General features: G+C 64.1%; 16 protein-coding genes and 2 pseudogenes. 14 read left to right on the top strand and 4 right to left on the bottom strand.

Annotated features, from left to right (window positions below; all coding sequences use genetic code 11):
• The first annotated feature begins 247 nt into the window (after nucleotides 1–247).
• Together J2X01_RS22125 and J2X01_RS01720 are read left to right on the top strand one after the other, a co-directional pair.
• Nucleotides 248–792, top strand: a pseudogene (locus J2X01_RS22125) (DUF6994 family protein).
• A gap of 600 nt (nucleotides 793–1,392) precedes the next feature.
• Entirely contained in the window at nucleotides 1,393–1,689 is a 297-nt protein-coding gene (locus tag J2X01_RS01720; protein WP_310050001.1) for a hypothetical protein, read from the top strand.
• A 139-nt stretch (nucleotides 1,690–1,828) separates the two neighbouring features.
• Here J2X01_RS01720 and J2X01_RS01715 read toward each other — a convergent pair whose 3' ends face one another.
• Complete coding sequence (locus tag J2X01_RS01715; protein ID WP_310050000.1) at nucleotides 1,829–2,920, bottom strand: IS630 family transposase; 1,092 nt, start codon at nucleotides 2,918–2,920, stop codon at nucleotides 1,829–1,831.
• Between the two features lie 232 nt (nucleotides 2,921–3,152).
• On the opposite strand from J2X01_RS01715, the gene J2X01_RS01710 reads away from it, so the two are divergent.
• Together J2X01_RS01710 and J2X01_RS01705 are read left to right on the top strand one after the other, a co-directional pair.
• Complete coding sequence (locus J2X01_RS01710; protein WP_310049996.1) at nucleotides 3,153–3,797, top strand: DUF7255 family protein; 645 nt, start codon at nucleotides 3,153–3,155, stop codon at nucleotides 3,795–3,797.
• Between the two features lie 76 nt (nucleotides 3,798–3,873).
• Nucleotides 3,874–4,029 (top strand): annotated as a pseudogene (locus J2X01_RS01705) (dioxygenase); the annotation flags it as partial.
• 356 nt (nucleotides 4,030–4,385) lie between these two features.
• Here J2X01_RS01705 and J2X01_RS01700 read toward each other — a convergent pair.
• On the bottom strand, nucleotides 4,386–5,261 hold the full coding sequence (locus J2X01_RS01700; protein WP_310049993.1) for a PhzF family protein: 876 nt from the start codon (nucleotides 5,259–5,261) through the stop codon (nucleotides 4,386–4,388).
• Between the two features lie 95 nt (nucleotides 5,262–5,356).
• On the opposite strand from J2X01_RS01700, the gene J2X01_RS01695 reads away from it, so the two are divergent.
• The 5 genes from J2X01_RS01695 (at nucleotide 5,357) to J2X01_RS01675 (ending at nucleotide 9,985) form a co-directional block, all read left to right on the top strand.
• On the top strand, nucleotides 5,357–6,982 hold the full coding sequence (locus J2X01_RS01695) for a LuxR C-terminal-related transcriptional regulator (RefSeq protein ID WP_310049991.1): 1,626 nt from the start codon (nucleotides 5,357–5,359) through the stop codon (nucleotides 6,980–6,982).
• Between the two features lie 176 nt (nucleotides 6,983–7,158).
• Nucleotides 7,159–8,247 (top strand): class I SAM-dependent methyltransferase, encoded by a 1,089-nt coding sequence (locus J2X01_RS01690; RefSeq protein ID WP_310049989.1) that lies wholly within the window; start codon nucleotides 7,159–7,161, stop codon nucleotides 8,245–8,247.
• A gap of 175 nt (nucleotides 8,248–8,422) precedes the next feature.
• A complete protein-coding gene (locus J2X01_RS01685) occupies nucleotides 8,423–8,896 on the top strand; it encodes a VOC family protein (RefSeq protein ID WP_310049986.1) in 474 nt (157 codons plus the stop codon).
• A 112-nt stretch (nucleotides 8,897–9,008) separates the two neighbouring features.
• Entirely contained in the window at nucleotides 9,009–9,635 is a 627-nt protein-coding gene (locus J2X01_RS01680; protein WP_310049984.1) for a dihydrofolate reductase family protein, read from the top strand.
• A gap of 2 nt (nucleotides 9,636–9,637) precedes the next feature.
• Nucleotides 9,638–9,985, top strand: a complete 348-nt coding sequence (locus tag J2X01_RS01675) for a DUF898 family protein (protein ID WP_310049981.1) — start codon at nucleotides 9,638–9,640, stop codon at nucleotides 9,983–9,985.
• Nucleotides 9,986–10,546: 561 nt separating this feature from the next.
• On the opposite strand, the gene J2X01_RS01670 is transcribed toward J2X01_RS01675, so the two are convergent.
• Nucleotides 10,547–10,840: a hypothetical protein gene (locus J2X01_RS01670; RefSeq protein WP_310049979.1), complete on the bottom strand. Its 294-nt coding sequence runs from the start codon at nucleotides 10,838–10,840 to the stop codon at nucleotides 10,547–10,549.
• Nucleotides 10,841–12,011: 1,171 nt separating this feature from the next.
• Here J2X01_RS01670 and J2X01_RS01665 point away from each other — a divergent pair.
• Nucleotides 12,012–13,145: a DUF4192 family protein gene (locus J2X01_RS01665; RefSeq protein WP_310050212.1), complete on the top strand. Its 1,134-nt coding sequence runs from the start codon at nucleotides 12,012–12,014 to the stop codon at nucleotides 13,143–13,145.
• Nucleotides 13,135–13,287 (top strand): hypothetical protein, encoded by a 153-nt coding sequence (locus J2X01_RS01660; RefSeq protein ID WP_310049974.1) that lies wholly within the window; start codon nucleotides 13,135–13,137, stop codon nucleotides 13,285–13,287. The genes J2X01_RS01665 and J2X01_RS01660 overlap by 11 nt, the downstream gene beginning before the upstream one ends.
• A 158-nt stretch (nucleotides 13,288–13,445) precedes the next feature.
• Here J2X01_RS01660 and J2X01_RS01655 read toward each other — a convergent pair whose 3' ends face one another.
• Entirely contained in the window at nucleotides 13,446–14,129 is a 684-nt protein-coding gene (locus J2X01_RS01655; protein ID WP_310049972.1) for a DedA family protein, read from the bottom strand.
• Nucleotides 14,130–14,702: 573 nt separating this feature from the next.
• On the opposite strand from J2X01_RS01655, the gene J2X01_RS01650 reads away from it, so the two are divergent.
• The 3 genes from J2X01_RS01650 to J2X01_RS01640 all read left to right on the top strand — a co-directional run bounded on the left by J2X01_RS01650 (nucleotide 14,703) and on the right by J2X01_RS01640 (nucleotide 18,875).
• Nucleotides 14,703–15,092 carry a hypothetical protein gene (locus tag J2X01_RS01650; RefSeq protein ID WP_310049970.1) on the top strand — a complete coding sequence of 130 codons (390 nt, stop codon included), beginning with the start codon at nucleotides 14,703–14,705 and terminating at the stop codon, nucleotides 15,090–15,092.
• A 551-nt stretch (nucleotides 15,093–15,643) separates the two neighbouring features.
• Complete coding sequence (locus J2X01_RS01645) at nucleotides 15,644–17,527, top strand: alpha-amylase family glycosyl hydrolase (RefSeq protein WP_310049967.1); 1,884 nt, start codon at nucleotides 15,644–15,646, stop codon at nucleotides 17,525–17,527.
• Nucleotides 17,528–17,906: 379 nt separating this feature from the next.
• Nucleotides 17,907–18,875, top strand: a complete 969-nt coding sequence (locus J2X01_RS01640; RefSeq protein ID WP_310049965.1) for a GNAT family N-acetyltransferase — start codon at nucleotides 17,907–17,909, stop codon at nucleotides 18,873–18,875.
• Nucleotides 18,876–18,912 lie beyond the last annotated feature (37 nt).

The following is an 18,912-nucleotide window of genomic DNA, read 5'->3' as shown; positions in this document are numbered from 1 at the left end:
GCATTGCGGGGCCCCGCCGTAGCCGAGGGCTAGAACGCGGGATCTAGACCAGAAAGAGGGAAGCCGGGTGTAAATTGCACCCGGCTTCGCTCTTCCCCCAGGTCAATAACGGTCGTTTCTGACCCGCCCATGGCAAGGGGAGAAACACTATGACCGCAGGCGTTGATACGTCCTTTGACTACCGCTCGATACTCCGCCGGGAAAGGACCCCGACAAGCGCAGCCCGACCCTACGCAGGCACCACCAGCTGCTGTGGAGCAGGGATCTGCCCTACGGCGGAGGACGCTTTGATCTGGTACAAGAGCCCGGCAGGTACCTCGTGCACCAGTCCGAGCTGGGTGTCTTCCTTCTTGCCAGCGACGCCATCACCACCAGGCTGACGGACAAGGCGTCCAAAGCCATAGCGAAGATTCCGGCCCATGAACTGCCCCAATACGGCGGCTACACCGCCGGCAGCGCCCTCGAGCTTCCTGGCAACCGCATCGGCAGAAAAATGGAGTCAATAGTGCACGGGGATGCAACCCCAGCATCGCCGACCGCTTCGACGTGACCCTGGAATGCATCCACCGCCACTATTCAGGCGAGCCGTCGAACAAATTCGGAGAAGTCCTGGACAGGTATTCAGACTTCTTCGCCCTGTTCAGGACTTTGACGGGTACGTTGAATTCTTCCTACTGCAGGACCTCATCAATGAGGATGGCACCATCCGGTTACCGCGGAATCACGGTGGTCCGCATCTGGCGCTTTTCGCCAAGTGCCCTTGGGTCTCACACCTGTGAGATGTCGACCTAAATGGAAGAATGGCACCCTATTGAGAGGTTCCATAGTACTTGGCCAAATCCCAACTTAGATGGCCACGTTTCACGGTAGTTGGCCAACCGTTTCATACAGTTGGCCAGCTGTGAGATGTCGACAGTTGGAAGTCTTCCAAGTAGCTGCCACAGAGGCGGGTCCTGCACGGTAAGTCGTGCAGGGCCCTCGTCATGAGTTCAACTAGTGTGAGATGCCGACTTAGTGAGTGCCCGCTCACCCGGGGCAGGCAGGAGCTGTTTGAGGCGGCTGGTGTTTTCCAGAAGCAGTTTCAGGAGATGGCCGCAACTCCAAGTCGTGGCCGGGGGCCGTCCGTGGCCCGGCCATCTGTCGATGCTTGGTGGGTTGAGGATTCCGCTGTCGGTATCGCCCGCGGCGCCGACGCATCTCCCAAAAGCTGCCATGGGGTTGAGTCACTTCACGCGGGACTCCACGACGCGCTCCCGACCGGTGCCGCGTGATGAAATCGAGCATCCCGTAGTGCCAGCGGTTTCGGGCCCGCACGCAAACTCGTTGACATCCGGTGTGACGGGGTCTAGTGGTTGGCATGTCCAACACATCCAGACCAGCCAAGGAGCAAATATGGAAGCCGCGCCCTACGGAATCGTGCATTTCTTCGCGGGAGGCACGAAGGACCAGTACGAAGCCTCGATTGCCGCTGTTCATCCGGGGGAGGGGCGCCTGCCAGACGGTCAGATCTTCCATGCCGGAGGCTCTTCTGCCGGCGGTTGGACGATCATGGCTGTCCACGAGTCGAGGGAGAGTTGGGAGAAGTTCCGTGACGGTATCCTCCTTCCCCGGATGCAGCAGGGCATCGAGGGCGGATTCTCAGCGCCGCCCGAAGAGACGGTCATCGACCTGTACAAGATCATGCCCTAGTGATGCGGGGAGGGCGCCACCGAGGACTCTGGAGGGCCGGCCGGCGTGCGTTTGAAGTCGTTATGGAAAGGAGACGGGCACTACCCGGGAGTGAACTATTTCGAGATCGGCTCGGCCGCCCGGATGCCGCACGGAGCTTCTAGTGTCCTGCGCCTGAAGTTCGGTTCAGAAGTCGGCCGATTGATTCGAGGATCTGTTCTGCGGTCTTTGTCCAGATGAACGGGGTTGGATTCTCGTTCCATGCTTTGACCCATTTGCGGATGTCGGCTTCGAGGGCCTGGACGCTGCGGTGATCACTGCGGCGCAGCAGGTCCTCGGTGACGAAGCCGAAGAACCGCTCGACCTGGTTCAGCCAGGAGGAGTACGTCGGCGTGAAGTGCAGGTGGAATCGCGGGTGGTTCTGCAGCCAGGTTTTCACGACAGGAGTCTTGTGCGTCTGGTAGTTGTCGCAGATCAGGTGCACCTCCAGCCCCTCGGGGACCTCGGTGTCGATTTTGGCGAGGAACTTCCTGAACTCGGCGGCCCGGTGCTTGCGGTGCAGGCTGGAGATCACGGAACCATCCGCGGTGTTCAGTGCCGCGAACAGTGTCGTGGTCCCGTGCCTGACGTAGTCGTGGATCCGTTTCTCCGGCATGCCCGGCAGCATGGGGAAGGCCGGCTGGGACCGGGCCAGGGCCTGAACCTGCGATTTCCCGTCCACGGACAGCACCACCGCCGATTCCGGCGGATTCAGGTAGAGCCCGACCACGTCATAGACCTTCTCCACGAACACGGGATCGTTGGAGAGCTTGAACCCCTCGGCGCGGTGGGGCTTGAGCTCAAACGCCTTCCAGATCCGCCCGATCGTGGACTTTGACAGACCCGACCGCTCGGCCATCTTCGCCCTTGACCAGTGCGTCGCGTTCTTCGGCGTCGATTCCAGCGTCGCAACCACGACATCCTCGACCTGATCGGTGGTGACGCTCGCAGGACGGCCGAGCCTCGGCTCGTCCACGAGCCCGTCCAGCCGGCGCTCCAGGAAACGGCGCCGCCACTTCGCCACGGTGTGTGAATCAACCCCGCACCGGGCGCCCACCTCCACATTGCTCAGGCCTTCGGCGCTGCCGAGCACGATCCTCGAGCGCGTGGCCAGCGCCTGGGACGATTTCGCCCGGCGCGCCCACCGGGACAGCGTCTCCCGCTCTTCCTTCGACAGTTCCACAGGGACCTTCGGCCGTCCAACATTCGCCATACCCCATTCTATAATTAGGAAGCGAACTTCAGGCGCAGGACACTAGTTGGCAGCGACCCGAACGTCTGCTTCTGGACCTCATGTGTGCGGACGTTTCAAACCCTCTCACCGCTCACATCTGGGGAGCAGCTCCGGGTCCGCCAGGAAGTAGGGCTCCGGGACCTCATCGTGCAGTCGCCGGCGCTGGCGCAGCCTGGGCGAAGGGGCCAAACGCGGCTGCTAGGTTGTAATCATGGGGAAACTGGTCGAGGCCTTCAAAGCGGAATTGGTCCGCGCAGGCTTCGTTGTCCTGCCCGATGATGTGCGCAATAAGAAATTCCTTGCCAGTACCGTCGGGCTTCCTGAGAACGTGAGGGACGGGATCGTCGACCACTACCGGGGCCTGGGCGGAGCAGCCGCCTACACGAATTTCACCTCGGGGAAATGGGACATCGCCACCGGCGACGGCCTGCTCATCGAGTTCGACGAGCAGCTCCACTTCAACCGCTACCGGCACCGCACCCTGGCGTCTCCCTGGTCCGCAGAGATCCCCTGGACGGTGGCATACCTTCACTACAGCTCCATCCACGAGGATGAATGCGTGAAGGCGGGGTCCTACGGCCAGAAGTGGACGAGCCCCAGCACGGAGAAGATGTTCGGCCCGGCCGATCCACCGAGAACTTTTGACCCGAACGGTTCACCACGCTGGAAGCAAAGGGCACTCTACGACGCGGTCAAGGACGCATACGCCGTCCACACACCGGGCATCTCGATGACACGGGTCTCCCTTTACGACCACATCGGCGGCGCGGGCATCCACCAGGCCTTGAAGCCGTCGGGCGCCCGTCTCGACCCTGCGGCTCTCCGCGAGTTCGTCACGGAGAACACCATCCGTTGATGGGCCGGAAGTCCCCAGCAGTCGATAGTGAATGAGCCGGGCGGTGCGCGGGCAGGTTGCCTGGCATTGTGGCCAGAAGGCCCTGGCGGCCCGCGAGGTGCACCCTCGCAGCGAACACTGCGCCCCGCTGTATGTCGCGCTCGGGGCAGCCTACGAGTCCGGCGACCTGCACGCCAAAACCGCCATCGACGGATGGTTCGGCCTGTCAAAGCGCTCCTGGACCCTGACCTAAGACAAAACATCGGCTTCGGGACTGGCGTTGCTCTAAGTTGGACCATCGGGTCGGCGCGCGGCGGCGGCTCGCCCCTACCTGCGTTGGTAACCGGTCGGGTATCTCAGCGGGGCGCCTTGCTCTTCCAGTCCCGGCCGGCGATGCGAGGGGCGGCGCCCTCCCTGTCTCGCATCGATTTACTTGGTTGCAGTCGCTCCATCATCAGCAGCCCACGTGGCTAGGTCTCGCGTTGTGCCTGCTTCCGCATCAGCTCATGAAGCCTCGAGCCGTCGCTGGCGCGTCGTCGCAGTCGCGATTCCCACAGAAGCGCCCCTGCGCCGGTCTCCTTGCGGGGTGCGGCCTGGACCTGACCCTGATCAGCTGTCGGCGGAAGGGGCCGGGATCCGGACGGCCCTGCCGCTGACCACTATCCCGCCGGCAGCGGGAATGTCCACTGTGAGTAAGCCCGGCCGGCCGACGTGCCGACCCTGCCGGATTAGGACCCTCGATGGAGGCTCGACTAAGCCCAGGATGCGCAGGTAGGCACCGACCGCAGCCGCGGCGGCCCCTGTCGCAGGGTCTTCCGTGATGGCCCCCACTGGGAACAGATTCCGGGCTTCGAATTCGCCATCTGCAATACGGTGCAGGATCGTCACCGTTGCGGCCCAGCCCTGAAGATCCATAAGGCGGCGCATCGCCACAGGATCGAAGCCAAAGGCATCGAAAAGGGTACGGTCGGCCACCACGAGCACCGGATGCCAGTTTCCCGAATACGCGATCCTCGGCGGATAGGCCGGATCGAGATCGCCCTGCCCGACGCCGAGCAATCCGAAGAGTTCAGCCAGGACGGCGTCGTCGAATTCGGCCAGCCGCGGCTCAACGGCGGTAAACGATGCGGTCGTGTCGGCGCCCTCGCCTGCTGTCTCGATGACGAGCGGGCCGACAGGGGTGTCAAAGGTGAAGGATCCAGCCCCGTCGCGAACGCTCAACGCAACGGCCAACGCAATCGTTGCATGGCCACAGAATGGCACCTCGGCGATTGGCGAGAAGTACCGAACCCGGCTCCGACGCGGGTCGCCGTCGACGTCCGGCTCCGTCACAAAGGCTGTTTCGGCATACCCGACGGCGGCCGCCACCGCCAGCATCCCGGCTTCATCCAGGTGGCGTGCATCCAGGACCAGCCCGGCAGGATTGCCGCCGTCCGGCGTCGTGGAAAAGGCCGCATAACGCAGGACCTCGGGGGTGTTTTCCATACCCCGATCCTCCCATGCCCGGTTACTGCGTCAGCGGCTCAAGAGCTGCTCGACCGCCGGCTATCCGCGGCGCTACCGTTGAAGCGGAGTCATGGATGGACGAGTTTGAAGGGTTGCTGGCCACAGCGCGGACGGCATACGCCCGCGGCGACTGGCATGCCGCTTACCGGGAGCTCAGCCAGGCCCGGGCATTGTCGGAACTGGAGACGGGGGACTTGAGTCTCCTGGGCAGAGCCGCGTGGTGGATCGGACACGCCAAGGAATCGTTTGAGATTTCCGAGGACGTCTACCACCGCTACCAGGACGACGGCGATGCACCAGATGCGGCCATGAAGGCCCTGCACCTGGCGCTGCTGTGGTTCATCAGCGGAGATGTGGTCATCGCTTCCGGTTGGGTGAGCCGTGCCCGGAGACTACTGCAGGGTCTTCCAGAAGGTCCGGAGCACGGCTATCTGCTTTACCTGGATGCCTGCCTCGCGCTTAGTCTCGCGGACGTTGGCCCGGCCAGTGAGACCGCGGCCAAGTTGCAGGATTTGGGCCGGAGCCTGCGCGACCCCGCACTCACCTCCTTCGGTTTGGTGCTCGCCGGCCTGGCAGACCTGCGCAGCGGCAGCACCGCATCGGGCTTTGCCCAACTGGACGAGGCAATGCTCCCGGTACTCGCCGGCCGGCTGCCTCCGGAATGGGCAGGAGAAATCTATTGCACGGTGATCCACGCGTGCCACGAGCTCGCCGACCTGCACCGGATGCGTGCCTGGACTGACGCCACCGAGCAGTGGGGCGAGCAGTTCGTGGGAGACGTGGTGTATGCCGGCATCTGCCGCATCCACCGGCTGCAGCTGCAGAGCATAGAGGGTGGCTGGGACGATGCTGAACCTGCGATCGAGCAGAGTGGGGCGGAGCTCGTGGGCCGGAACAACTGGGTGGCGGGCGAGGCCTACTACCAGCTGGGCGAAATACGCCGGCTTCGCGGGGACAGCGGCGGCGCTGAGGAAGCTTACGCCCGGGCGTGGGAGTTGGGAACCGAACCGCAGCCGGGCGAGGCGCTGCTCCAGCACGCCGCCGGGAAGAACGAGGCGGCGTGGGCCGGCCTGTGCGCCGCCCTGGCCGGGCGGGACCGACTGGCGTGCGCTCGGCTGCTGTTGTCCGGCGTCGAAATTGCTCTGTCTCTCGGGCACTTTGATGAGGCCGAACGGCTCTGCGCCCGGCTGGAGGAAACCGCAGCCGTGTTTGCCACCGCCGGCTTCCGCGCGTGGGCCGGGCAGGCCCGGGCCGCCATACTGATCGCACAGTCGCAGTACGCCCAGGCGTTGCCCGTGCTGCAGGCCGTCGTCCAGCAGTACCGGAGCCTGCACGCCCGGTACGACACCGCCAGGGCCTACGAACTGCTCGCCCAGGCGCACCACGGGCTGGGACAGTCCAGCGTCGCCGCCGCGGATTCCGCGACCGCATTGGCGATCTATCGTGAACTCGGTGCCCTGGCGGATGTCCGGCGGCTCGACGGCGGCGGCAGACTTCCCGGCGGGCTGACCGAACGCGAGGCGGACGTGCTGGCGTCCACCGCCGCGGGAGCCAGCAACAAGCAGACCGCTGAGGCCTTGTTCATCAGCCAGAAGACGGTCGGCAGGCACCTGGCGAACATCTATGCCAAGATCGGCGTCTCCTCGCGCACGGCCGCCGCAGCCTGGGCCCACGAACACGGCCTTCAGCCGCGCCGCTAGTTTCTGCGGACTTCCGGCCGCCGCCGGGCAGCACCTGCCGGACCGGCGTCTGCACGATTCGCCCCATGGGACCGCGAACAGAACGCATCATTTGCCCGATGCCGGCGGCAGCTGGCAATTCCTACGCTGGAAGCAATCAGGCACAGACGTCTGTAGCAACGGAAGGAACAACAACAATGACCATCGAGTTGGAAACATCACTGGAGGAGTTCGACGCCGAGGCCTCCAAGGCTTTTGCCGGACGTTTCGTGGGCATCCTGAACGATGCCGCGGTCGCCCTGCTGACCAGCGTCGGGCACCAGACGGGTCTGTTCGAGACGCTGGCCGGCCTGCCTGCCGCCACCAGCGAGCAGGTGGCCGACGCCAGTGATCTAAACGAGCGCTATGTGCGCGAATGGCTGGGCGGAATGACCGCGGCGCGCGTGGTCCAGTACGACCCGGCGGACGGGACGTACCGGCTGCCGCGGGAGCATGCTGCCGTCCTGACCAGCGCCGCGGGACCGGACAACATGGCCATTCTGATGCAGCACATTTCCATGATGGGCGAAGTTGAACAGAGGATCATCGAGCGTTTCCGGCACGGCAGCGGGCTGTCCTACGAGGACTACCCCCACTTCCACCGGAACATGGCCCAGACCAGCGCGGCGGTGCACGACGCAGCACTGCTGGACGTGATCCTGCCGCTGGTACCCGGTCTGCCTGAACGGCTGAAGGCGGGGATCGACGTCGCCGACGTCGGCTGCGGCAGCGGCCACGCGATCAACCTCATGGCCCGGGCTTTCCCCGCCAGCAGGTTCACCGGCTACGACTTCTCCGAGGGAGCCATCCGTGCCGCCCGCGGCGAGGCGGAGCGGTGGGGACTGGCGAACGCCAGCTTCGAGGTCGCAGATGTGGCAGGCCTGGACGTCGAGGCCCGCTTCGACGCGGTGACGGCTTTCGACGCCATCCACGACCAGGCGCATCCGGCGGCGGTGCTGCGCAACATCCACCGGGCGCTGCGGCCGGACGGGATCTTCCTGATGGTGGACATCAAGGCATCCAGCAACGTGGAGGAGAACATTGAGCTCCCTTGGGGCAGCTACCTGTACGCGATCTCAACCTTCCACTGCATGAGCGTTTCGCTCGGACTCGACGGCGACGGGCTGGGCACCGTCTGGGGCGGACAGCTCGCGCTGTCGATGCTCGCCGACGCCGGCTTCGCGAATGTGGAGTCCAAGGACATCGAATCGGATCCGTTCAACGCGTACTTCATCGCCAGAAAGTAGCACGCTGCCGACAAGCGCATACGCGGACAGTCCCGCCCATGCCCTGAACTGCTCCCCGGAAGTCGGACTGAGAATTCAGCTCTGACTTTCGGGGAGCAGTTTTCTGAGTGCAGTTCGTTGACCGTCCTCCTCCGAAGCTGCCGCGGAGGTTGCGCAAGTTACTAGCATCGAAGTCATGACACAGGCTCCCCACGGCGCCCGGTTCGGCCACGTCAATGTAATTGCCACAGATTGGCGGAGACTCGCCGACTTCTATGAGCGTGTCTTCGGTTGCCAGCTCGTCCCGCCCGAGCGCGATTACGGCGGTTCCGATCTGGAGCGGGGAACAGCCGTGCCCCGGGCGACTCTGCGGGGCGTCCACATGCGATTGCCCGGCCACGGTGATACCGGGCCGACGCTCGAGATCTACACATACGGCGAGAACGTGGCCGGCGGTGAGCCGGCTGCCAATCGCATCGGCTGGGGCCACATCGCCTTCGTGGTGGACGACGTCAGTGCTGCCCGGGAAACCGTCCGCGAAAACGGCGGGGCGGACGTCGGCGAGATCGTGACGCTCCAGACGGCCGACGGACGGCGGGTCACATGGTGCTACGTGAGTGATCCGGAGGGCAACCTCGTCGAGCTGCAAAGCTGGTCCAACCCCAGCTAGGCTGCGAGCATCCTTCAGGATGCGTGCCACCGGCCACGCCGGGATTTAATGCGAAGCCATTGCACTGAGTGTCTGCGTTGCGTAGCGTAACCGTAGTCGCAGGGAGAATGCCGTGAAGCTGACATTGACTGAGTTCGTGAGCCTCGACGGCGTATCGCAGGGCCCGGGATCGCCTGAGGAAGACACCAGTGGCGGGTTTACCCGCGGTGGATGGCTTGTGCCTTATATGGACCAAGCCTTCATTCGCCAGGCCGCGGAGTGGCTCGGCCATGCCGACGCGCTCTTGCTCGGCCGGCGCACCTACGAGGCCTTCGCGAGGGACTGGCCGCAGATCACAGATCCGGACGATCCCTTCACCGTGATCATGAACAGCCTGCCGAAATACGTCGCCTCGCGCACCTTGACTACGGGCACCTGGAATCCGACCACGATTCTCTCCGCCGACGTCCCAGCCCAGGTCGCAGAATTGAAGAGGCAACCCGGACGGGAACTCCAGATCCATGGAAGCGCTCGGCTCGCCCAATCCCTGCTGGCCGCAGGGCTGATCGATGAGTTCCGGCTCGTCGTTGCTCCCGTCATCGTCGGTCTCGGTCGCCGCCTCTTTCCCGACGGCGGCCCGTCCGTGGGATTGCGTCTCGTCAGCAGTCAGACCACCCCCGGCGGACTCACCCTTCAGGTCCACGAACCGGCTGGAACCGCCACCTACGCGACCTATACGGGCGTCTCAGATCTGCCCTAGCGGTGCTTCACGCGCCGGGGGACGGCGTACCATCACCGTGCGGGCTGGGTCTCGGGGACAGGCTCCGGCCTCTGTTCGGTTTCGGGGGCGAGGTCCGCCGGCAGGGAGTCCTGATCACGATCGGCACCATTGGCATCTGCTACCCGTTCGCCGTCGTCCTTGTCGAACGGTGGCGGGCCGAGAACACCTATCGTCACGGCCGGCAGCTTCGGTTCATCGGCACCGGCTGGGGCATCTTCGGCCTGTGGATCAAATGGCTGGTCCTGAGCATCATCACGCTGGGCATTTACACCTTCTGGGTCTACCCGAGGCTCAAGCAGTGGAAAGTCGAAAAGACCGTCTACGCGTAGACGGAAGAGCCCTGCACCCCGGGCGCAGGCTTCTCGCTGGCCGAAGCCCGGGCGGGTTCATTGCTGTTCTGGCAACTGCGAGATTCGACTGCCACACCCTGCCAGGAAAAACCGAGACTAGCCTTCATCCACGTCTGCCGTGCGAGGGAGAAGGCATGAGCTCCGGAATCCGGCGGCGTAAGCGGATCGTGTCGGAAAGTTCTGCATGGGTCGCTGCTTGGCATCATCGGTCATCTTGCCCGTTTCGGAGACTCGGGCCCTTCCCTGCAACACGCTGAAACTGAAGTAGCCTCGATTGCTTGGGGTCACGGCCACTCCGTGTGGGTGCTGCCCTGGTTGGCAGGTTTCACAAGGTCAGGGTTGCCAGGAACATACATCGTCCGCTCGAACTCCGCCCACGAGGTTGCCACGAAGATCTGTACCCTTGAGCTGCCAGGTGATGACCCCACATCACCCATTGATTTCGCCAACCAGATCAGTCATTCGACATGGGTAGTAGCTGAACAAAACCGCGGAATCACGGTGGTTCACATCTGGCACTTCGCCAAGCAGCCCTAGGTCTCACACTTCGCGCGCGCCGCTGAGGCTGTCCAGCGCCCACTGAAAGGAGAGCGGGTTCCGTCGGAGCGTGAAGGTCCGCAGCGGGGACTGGGTGCCGGATCTGACCTGGATCCGCCAGTATTCGATGCTCACCAGGTCACCGTTGCCCGCGGCAGCCGTGCGCCGAGTGTCCCGCCAGTCCTCCCTGGCGAACCAGTGCACCGGATCTGCTGCCACGGCCCAGATGATGCCCTCGTGCCGGACGGCCAGGGGAGTGCCAGCCGGGGTGAACCGGACGTCAACAGCAATGTCCAAGGCCGATCTATTCGCTACTGTCGTCACGGTTTACGCGCTCTCCCAAGTTCCTGTTCATCATTTCTCCCCGGCGGGTGACCGCCGAACACCACACTCAGGTCCGGTAGGGTTCCGGACCGTCTTTCCATGTCACTTCCGCGGCCTTGGGCGTCCGGGCGCACACCTCGCCGTCCACCCGACGATCCGTGACCTGACCGCGGCCGGCATTACGCTGCGGGCGATTGCTGACGAACTTGGCCGCTCCCGTCCAAAATCAGCAGGGAACTCTCCCGCAACAGCATGGAAGGCTGGCCGGCGCCCGATGGGGGCAGGCGCCGGCAAGCGTTTACGGTGAAGGGCCGACCGGAGACCAGATGGGGGGAAGGCGCCGGCCGGCGCTTACGGTGAAGGCCGGCCGGTGCCCGATGGGGGTCCTGGCTCCGAGCGGCGCTTACAAAGGAGTAATCGTTGGGGTAGCACCGAAAGGTTACGCACCGATCGGAAATTCTTTTTCTTTTTCATGCCGCCCTGCGGGGCATGGACCGTTGACGATCGCAACTCCACTGCCTGGGTGCGGGCAAAGTTAGCAAGACTCCGTTCGTTCGAGTGTCTCGACGACCACTCTTGCAACCCCAGGGTTGTGAGACGCCAGGAGCGTTGCACTTGGGGCACCATCACCGGGCATTAGTCGAGCGGGGTATGCGGGCATCCATGTCTTGGCACTGACATGGTGAGCGTTTGAGGTTTGCCTGCGCGGTGATGGACCGGCTTGCGGGACAGCGCACACGGATTTAGCTGCCAGGGATGGGCAGCGAAGCGGAGCCCGGACGCAGCACCGGCGGCCTAGGATCGCCAGGATGCCGTGGTTACCCGCCAGGGCCGGGAGCAAGCACTTGGTCTTGCGGCTACCGGCAGCGAAGGCTGTTGCCCGCGGGGAGTGACCTCGACCGCCGTCCCGGCGGTCGAGGTCAGCCGAAGGAAGAAAAAGAAATTCCGATTGGTGCATAACCTTTCGGGGTTCCCCAGCGATTACTGCTTTGTAAGCGCCCCGCCGGAGCATCAAGCATCCGGCCGACCTTCCACTGTCAGTGCTGGTCGGCGTCCGCCCCCAAGAGTCGCCGGCCAGCCTTCACGCAACCAAAGGATGTACGTTTCTTGTGAAGAGTGTTAGCAAGACCGCAACGTGCTGACCATGCAGGGAAACCGGCTCTGTGCCGCGCTCCGCATGGACGCCCCGTTCGGCGCCGATCCGCTAGCCCACGCTCAGACGCTGGTCAGTTACCTGACCGCCGACGAAGCGGCCACTGGCAGCATCCTCGTGATCTACACCGACGAAAACAGCTCCGACAACCCGCGCTCCTACTCCGAGCACGTCGCCGCACTCCGCACCGAACTGGACCAGGCAGGGATGCCGTTGTGGGACGCATGGATGGTCACCTCCGCAGTTTGGGTGAAGTACCTCTGGACAAACCCGCTGCGCTGCTCCGAGGAGCCGCTGGACGCGATCTCCACCAGCACCGGAAACGCCGCCCTGGTCTACGCCGGGAGCAACGTCAGCGGATTCACCGAACCGGCACCGTTCACCGGGGACGCGGGAACCCGCGAAGCCATCGCAGCCTACCGCCCCGATGAATGGCCCGAAGCACTGGAGGACAGCCGCGACGCGTGGGCCCAGGTGCTGGGGAACCCCGCCACCCTGACCGCCCGGACCGCGCAGGAACTGTCAGCAGCATTCCAGCGCCCCACCACCCGGGACTACCTGATGACCGACGCCATCACCAGTGCACTGGATCAATTTACGTCCGTCCTGCTCGGTGTGTTCCCCACTCGCCCCGACTGGACACGCGTGGACACCGCCCAGGAAGTCGCGTTCGAACTGATGAAGGCAACCCCCGAAGGACAGCGTGCCCCGATGCTGTGCCTGATCGGCTGGCTGGAATGGCTTAAAGGCAAGTCCAACTTCGCCGCCCGGTACTTCAAGCTGGCACTGGAGGACGTCACCGACTACCGCCTCGCCGTGCTGCTGGCCGAACTCGTGAACCGAGGGGTGGTTGCTGACTGCGCGCGGAATCCGGGAAAGTCCTACGCACGCCCGAAGAACCCCCAACCGGAGAGACTGCGGCCAGACCCCAGTCGAAGGGGTCCGACTTCAGCCGTCGGGACCTTCCCCCAGGTGCGTGGCGGCCTCCCCCGCTCCGCTCCGCCGGCCGCCGGCACGCTGGCGCGGCGCAGCCCTATCACCAGTGAACGCGCAGGAACTCCCGCTACCGTGAAAGGTCACCGCCATCCGACACACCAGGTAAGGAACCCCAGCTGTGGCCGATGAGATCCGCATGACCGATGAAGACACCGTGGCCCCTGGCGCTAGCCAGCTCGAAGACATCCTGGAGCTGAGCATTCTGACGGCCGGCCCGCGCACCGGCCCGGTGGACTATCCCGTCGAAGCCCACTGGCTCGACGAGCCGTAACCCTCGTCCAACTCGATCCTGTTGACATTGGTGGTCTCGACCTGAGCACTAAATCGTGATCTGGCCTGCTCTGCCGTCGGGGCGATCGTGCCTGTACGAGGGCACGTTTTCTGACCCTGAAGCATTCCTTCAGTCTTCGGCTTTGGTAGGCGCCGGCTCTATTCGGCGTCGGGCACGCCGCCCCCTGACCCTTCCGCTGACTTGAGCTTCCGGCGTCTGCGCCGGCGCCAGACAATCACCAGACCAAGCACGACGATGGGGACCAGCACCCAGCCGCCGATGTCGAGAGCGTCACCGATGGCATGGGCCAGCGCCCCGGCCAGATAAGCGAGAACGCTGAGGCTCGCGACCCAGGCAATGGACCCTGTGATGGTCCACAGCAGGAACTTGGGCCACGGCATCTTGGCAGCCCCCGCGGCAATGGCGCCCCAGAGACGGACGACAATGACCCAGCGGCCGAAGAACAAGGCTGAGCCGCCGTGCCGATCGAAGAACGACTCCAGTTGGACGATGCGGTTCTCGTCGGCGTGGAAGCGCTGTGCAAGTCGCAGCATCAACGGACGGCCTCCCACCCGCCCGAGTACGTAGCCAATAGTGCTCCCGAGCATGGCGCCCAGGCTGCCGACGGCGATAACGGCAACAAGGTTCAGATCTCCGTGGCGCGCCGAAGCGTAGGCCCCAAGCAGTACGGCCACGGCGGGAAGCGGTACACCTGCGCACTGGGCCAGCACCACCACGAAGACGCCGAAGTAGTACCCCCATTCGTCCGCAATCCCTGCTTCCGCGGCGACGAAGCCCGCCCAGCCGAGCGCCACGACGCGGAGGGCAGCTAATCCGGTCATCCCTCACACCTCACTCCGCTGCTCCGCCGTGGTTCATAATGACGTTCCCCGTGCTGCCCGCGTTTGTTCTGCGGCCGTGACCCCCGCGACGACACCGGGATGGCCCTTGTATACGCTTGTGGCCCGGCCGCGTCAAGAGCACGCTGCGGTCGCAGCCCGGCGCGGCGGCGATACCGGGTTTTCAGGTCTGCGGCCCCAGCCTCGGCGCTCGCCGGATCACCGGCAACCGCACGACCGCCTCCGCCGCTACTACCGCTGGCTTCTGTGCGTCTTCTACCCCTCGGCCCTGAAGAGCCGCCCGGTTCCCCGGGCCTTCTACGACCGCAAACGCACCGGGAGGGCCCACTGTCCCACATCTCCGCGGCAGCTCAGGCCGGCGGCGGCTCCGCGCCCCGTGAGGTAGTCGCGGGCATGGGCCCGGTGGGAAATTTCAGGGCACGCCGGGTCAAGTTACTGCAGTCCGAGGTTCTGGCCACCAAGAAAATGCCGCACTTTCGTCGAGGATCGAGCGGATAATTGTGCCTAATAGTCAGGTCCACAGGTTCAGCCGGGACCGTCAACGGGAGAGATGACATGGGTGATCCCATCGCTTACCTTGATACCTCCGACGTCCGTGCCGGCAAACTTGAGGAGCTCAAGGCAGCCATGGCAGAACTCGCCGCGTTCGTTGAGCAGAATGAGCCGCGAATCTTTTCCTACTGCGTCTGTTTCTCAGAGGACGGATCCATCATGAGCGTCCTCCATTTTCATCCTGACGTCGCCTCGTTGGAGCTGCATATGAAGGTGGCAGGCCCCAAGTTCCCGCCAGTCGCACCGCTCATCAAGCTAAGAACAATCGAAATATTCGGCCGCCCAACCGAGGACCTCGTGAAGCAACTTCGAGCGAAGGCACAGCTCCTCGGCGCCGAATCCGTCATAGTCCGTGACCTTCACGCCGGGTTCGCCCGTTTTTCCCGCGGCTAGCCTCCTTTGCCGTCGTCGCACAGGCAGCCCGTCGTGGGGGACTGTGGAATCTAGCGTGTATCTGGCTCGACACGCCGCGCGGTGGGCCTGCCCGCTGGTGAGCTGGCCCCAAGGAGCAGGGCCTGGCCCTGACCGGTCCTGACGGGCCGCTGAAGCAGCTGACCAGACCGTTATAGAGGCATTTTGCCGTAAAGGCTCGGTCCGGTCGTGCTCAGCGGATGGTGCAGGCATGAATTTGCTTCGGGTTGGTCTTGCAGGAACCCTAGTAGCCGGCCCTGCATGGGACGCCCACAGCCCGGACGTGGCTAGTTCCCGGAACCCACTTCCGCGTCATGGCCCCCTTCGCCATACTGGGCTCATCATGCTGTTCGGTGCCAGCCACTTAGCGGTGCCCGCCTCTTAGCGGTGCCCGGACGCGTGATAAACGAGCGGCGCAATGCGTCTGACCGTAATTCAGGCAGGACTCCAACCTAAGGGGGGTGGGCAGTCTCTTGGGAAGCAGGGCGTAACCTGCTTTTTCCTGCAAACCTCGCAAATCTGATAGTGAGGCAATGATGCTTTCGATCAAAAACATTCCGTGGATAGAACTTCTGAAAGAGAACCACCGCCACCCGTCTCCCCGCGATTGGTCGGACCAGGTGATCTACTTCCTGCTGATCGACAGGTTTTCCGACGGCAAGGAAGACGGCTACATAGATGTGGCCGGCCAGGCCATCCCAGGGAATACCCCGCCGTTTGCCCCGGGCGACGCAGGCAACGCGGTCACGACGCCGGCTGACACACTGAAGTGGGAGTCCGCCGGGGCCCGATGGCTCGGCGGCAACCTCAAGGGGATCACATCCAAGATCGGCTACCTCAAGAGACTGGGCATAACGACCCTCTGGATCAGCCCCGTGCTGCGGCAGCGCCCCGGGGTGGACGACTACCACGGTTACGGGATACAGAACTTCCTTGAAGTCGACCCGCACTTCGGCACGGACCAGGACTTCAAGGACCTCGTCGCAGCCGCGCACAACGCCGGGCTCTACGTGATCCTGGACGTGATCCTCAACCATTCCGCCGACGTGTTCCAGTACAACACCGCCGATCCGACCGGCAAGCTTTACACACCCGCTTGGAGCGGGACTACCTATCCCGTGCTCGGGTGGCGGGATCCCACTGGCGCCCCCACGCTGCCCTTTCCGGCGCCGGTCAATCCGGTGGACGTGGACAGTGCAGTCTGGCCGGAAGAGCTCCAGGCCGCGGACGCCTTCACCCGCATGGGAAACATTGCCCACTGGGACGACAGGCCGGAGACCACCGAAGGCGACTTCGACGGATTGAAAAACGTTCACCAGGGGACTGGACCGCTGTCCGACTACACGCCGTCGGGAGCCCTTCGAACCCTCACCGAGGCCTACCAGTACTGGATCGCCTATGCGGACTTGGATGGCTTCCGCGTTGATACCGTCAAACACATGGATCATGGGGCAACCCGGTTCTTTACCTCCGAGATCCATGAGTTCGCCCAGGCCATCGGCAAGGATTCATTCTTCCTGGTCGGCGAGATTACCGGCAGCCGGGAAGAGGCCATCAGTACCCGTGACCGGACCGGGCTCGATGCGGCACTGGGGCTGCGGGACGTTCAGCAATACATGGTGGACGCCGTCAAGGGCTGGGGGAACCCGGCCAACTACTTCGAACTCTTCCGGAACTCAGTCGAGGTCGACAAGCCGTCTCACACGTGGTTCCGTAACCACGTGGTCACTGCCTTTGATGACCACGACCTCGTCAGGCTGGACAAGGAATGGAAGGCGCGGTTCGCAGCGGATCAGGAAGGGCGTGCGCTCGAGCTCGCCATCCTGGCCATGAATGCAACGACGCTGGGTATCCCTTGCATCTATTACGGAAGCGAACAGCGTTTCGACGGCAAGTTTCCGTCCGACTTCAATCCCGCTCCCGATCCCAAGGACAAGGCGGATCGCTATATCCGGGAAGCGATGTTCGGGGCCGGCTTCGGTTCATTCAGGAGCCGGGACAGGCACTTTTTCAACGAGAATTCGACGACCTACATTGAGCTTGCAAAGATTCTGTCTGTTCGGAAGAGCGACCTCGCCATACGCCGCGGCCGGCAGTATCTGCGGCCAATCTCCGAGGACGGCGTCGCTTTCTGGTATCCGAACCGGATCGGTGAGGGGCGGATGACCTCCATTGTGGCTTGGAGCCGGATCATGTCGAACAGGGAAGTGGTGTGTGCCATCAACACCGACCTGGCAGCGACAAGGACAGCATGGGTGACCATTGACGCGCGCCTGCATGCAATTGGTGCCAAATTTAAATGCGCCTATTCCACGGACCCGACCCAGGTTGGGTCGCCGGTGGCGGTCGAGGGGCGGAACGGTCTGGCGATCAGCGTCAGCATCCCGCCGGCTGGCTTCGTTATCATGACGCCTTAAGACAGCCCAGGGGGCCAGAAGTCCGGCCCCCTGGGCTGCCGGATCAGGGGGTCGCGGACGACGGCGGCGAAACCGCGTCAGTCAGTCTGGCGATAATCTTCGGGGCAGACTCCCGTTCATTCAACGAAAGCTCCATGGCTCACAATGTCGGGACCGGCGAACTACAACACGGCGCGCACACCGCGGGCATCTTTGATGAGTAAACGCGGGTGCTGGACGAGGCCACCCGACTCACGCCATAATGCACACCACCGCAAAGCAACGTGCCCAACGATTCACACCACCCCACGGGACACGATCGCCGGGAGCGTCCGACTCGTTTTTCGATGGGTTGCGTCAGGCGGTTGGATGCAAGAAGACGTCGTGGAGGGAGAGACTCATGACCGCACAGGAAACCGTGCGAAAGAGTATCGGGGGCCCGGTGTCGGTCCGCCCGCTGCGCGAGACGGAGCTCGATCGCGCCGACGAGATCTGCAGGGCGGCGTTCGGGACGTTCCTCGGGGTCCCCGATCCGTTCGGGACCGCCGACTACGTCCACACTCGCTTTGCCGCCGATCCGCACGCGGCCTTCGCCGCAACGGTCGACGGCGATCTCGCCGGCTCAAACTTCGCCGCCAACTGGGGCAGCGTCGGGTTCTTCGGACCGCTGACCGTGCGCCCGGACCTGTGGGACCACGGCGTCGGCAAAAGCCTGATGGAGCCGATCATGGGCTGCTTCGAGACCTGGGGGAGTAGCCACCTCGGCCTGTTCACCTTCTCGCACAGTCCTAAACACCTCGAGCTCTACCGCCGGTACGGCTTCTGGCCCCGGTTCCTGACCGCCGTCATGCGTAAGCAGGTCGCGGTCCGTGGCGCGGTGCCGGGCCGGGTTACGTATGCCGAACTGTCCGCCGTCGAACGGCCCGACTACCTCAGTGCCTGTCGCGCCCTGACCGATGCCGTGTACGAGGGTCTGGACCTGGAACGCGAGATCGTGGCCACGCACGCGCAGGGACTCGGCGATACCGTCCTGCCACCGGGCGAGTCGGGACTCGACGGGCTGGCCGTGTGTCACTGCGGACCTGGCTCGGAGGCCGGCGCGGATGTGTGCTTGGTCAAGTTCGGTGCCGTACGCCCCGGCCGGCAAGCTGGTGACAGATTCGAACGACTACTCGACGCTTGCGAGCAACTGGCCGCCGAGCGCGGACTGGCTAAGCTCGACGCCGGGATGAATCTGGGCCGCCCGGATGCCTATCAGCGCATGGTCGCCCGTGCTTTCCGCACCGGCTTGCAGGGCGTGACCATGCACCGGCCCAACGAGCCCGGCTACAGCCATCCCGACGCTTACGTGATCGACGACTGGCGCTGACATCCTCACGCTCGCGGTGGCACAAGGAACCACTGCA

This window comes from Arthrobacter ginsengisoli (genome assembly GCF_031456935.1).
GTDB lineage: Bacteria > Actinomycetota > Actinomycetes > Actinomycetales > Micrococcaceae > Arthrobacter > Arthrobacter ginsengisoli.
Note: the sequence above shows the minus strand (reverse complement) of the source record. Positions and strands in the feature narration are given on the sequence as shown.

Coding starts and splice junctions, on each gene's coding strand:
- J2X01_RS01720 (WP_310050001.1), top strand. CDS start 1,393: ATGGAAGCCGCGCCCTACGGAATCGTGCATTTCTTCGCGGGAGGCACG.
- J2X01_RS01665 (WP_310050212.1), top strand. CDS start 12,012: ATGCAGGGAAACCGGCTCTGTGCCGCGCTCCGCATGGACGCCCCGTTC.
- J2X01_RS01715 (WP_310050000.1), bottom strand. CDS start 2,920: ATGGCGAATGTTGGACGGCCGAAGGTCCCTGTGGAACTGTCGAAGGAA.
- J2X01_RS01655 (WP_310049972.1), bottom strand. CDS start 14,129: ATGACCGGATTAGCTGCCCTCCGCGTCGTGGCGCTCGGCTGGGCGGGC.
- J2X01_RS01640 (WP_310049965.1), top strand. CDS start 17,907: ATGACCGCACAGGAAACCGTGCGAAAGAGTATCGGGGGCCCGGTGTCG.
- J2X01_RS01645 (WP_310049967.1), top strand. CDS start 15,644: ATGATGCTTTCGATCAAAAACATTCCGTGGATAGAACTTCTGAAAGAG.
- J2X01_RS01700 (WP_310049993.1), bottom strand. CDS start 5,261: ATGGAAAACACCCCCGAGGTCCTGCGTTATGCGGCCTTTTCCACGACG.
- J2X01_RS01695 (WP_310049991.1), top strand. CDS start 5,357: ATGGACGAGTTTGAAGGGTTGCTGGCCACAGCGCGGACGGCATACGCC.
- J2X01_RS01685 (WP_310049986.1), top strand. CDS start 8,423: ATGACACAGGCTCCCCACGGCGCCCGGTTCGGCCACGTCAATGTAATT.
- J2X01_RS01710 (WP_310049996.1), top strand. CDS start 3,153: ATGGGGAAACTGGTCGAGGCCTTCAAAGCGGAATTGGTCCGCGCAGGC.
- J2X01_RS01690 (WP_310049989.1), top strand. CDS start 7,159: ATGACCATCGAGTTGGAAACATCACTGGAGGAGTTCGACGCCGAGGCC.
- J2X01_RS01650 (WP_310049970.1), top strand. CDS start 14,703: ATGGGTGATCCCATCGCTTACCTTGATACCTCCGACGTCCGTGCCGGC.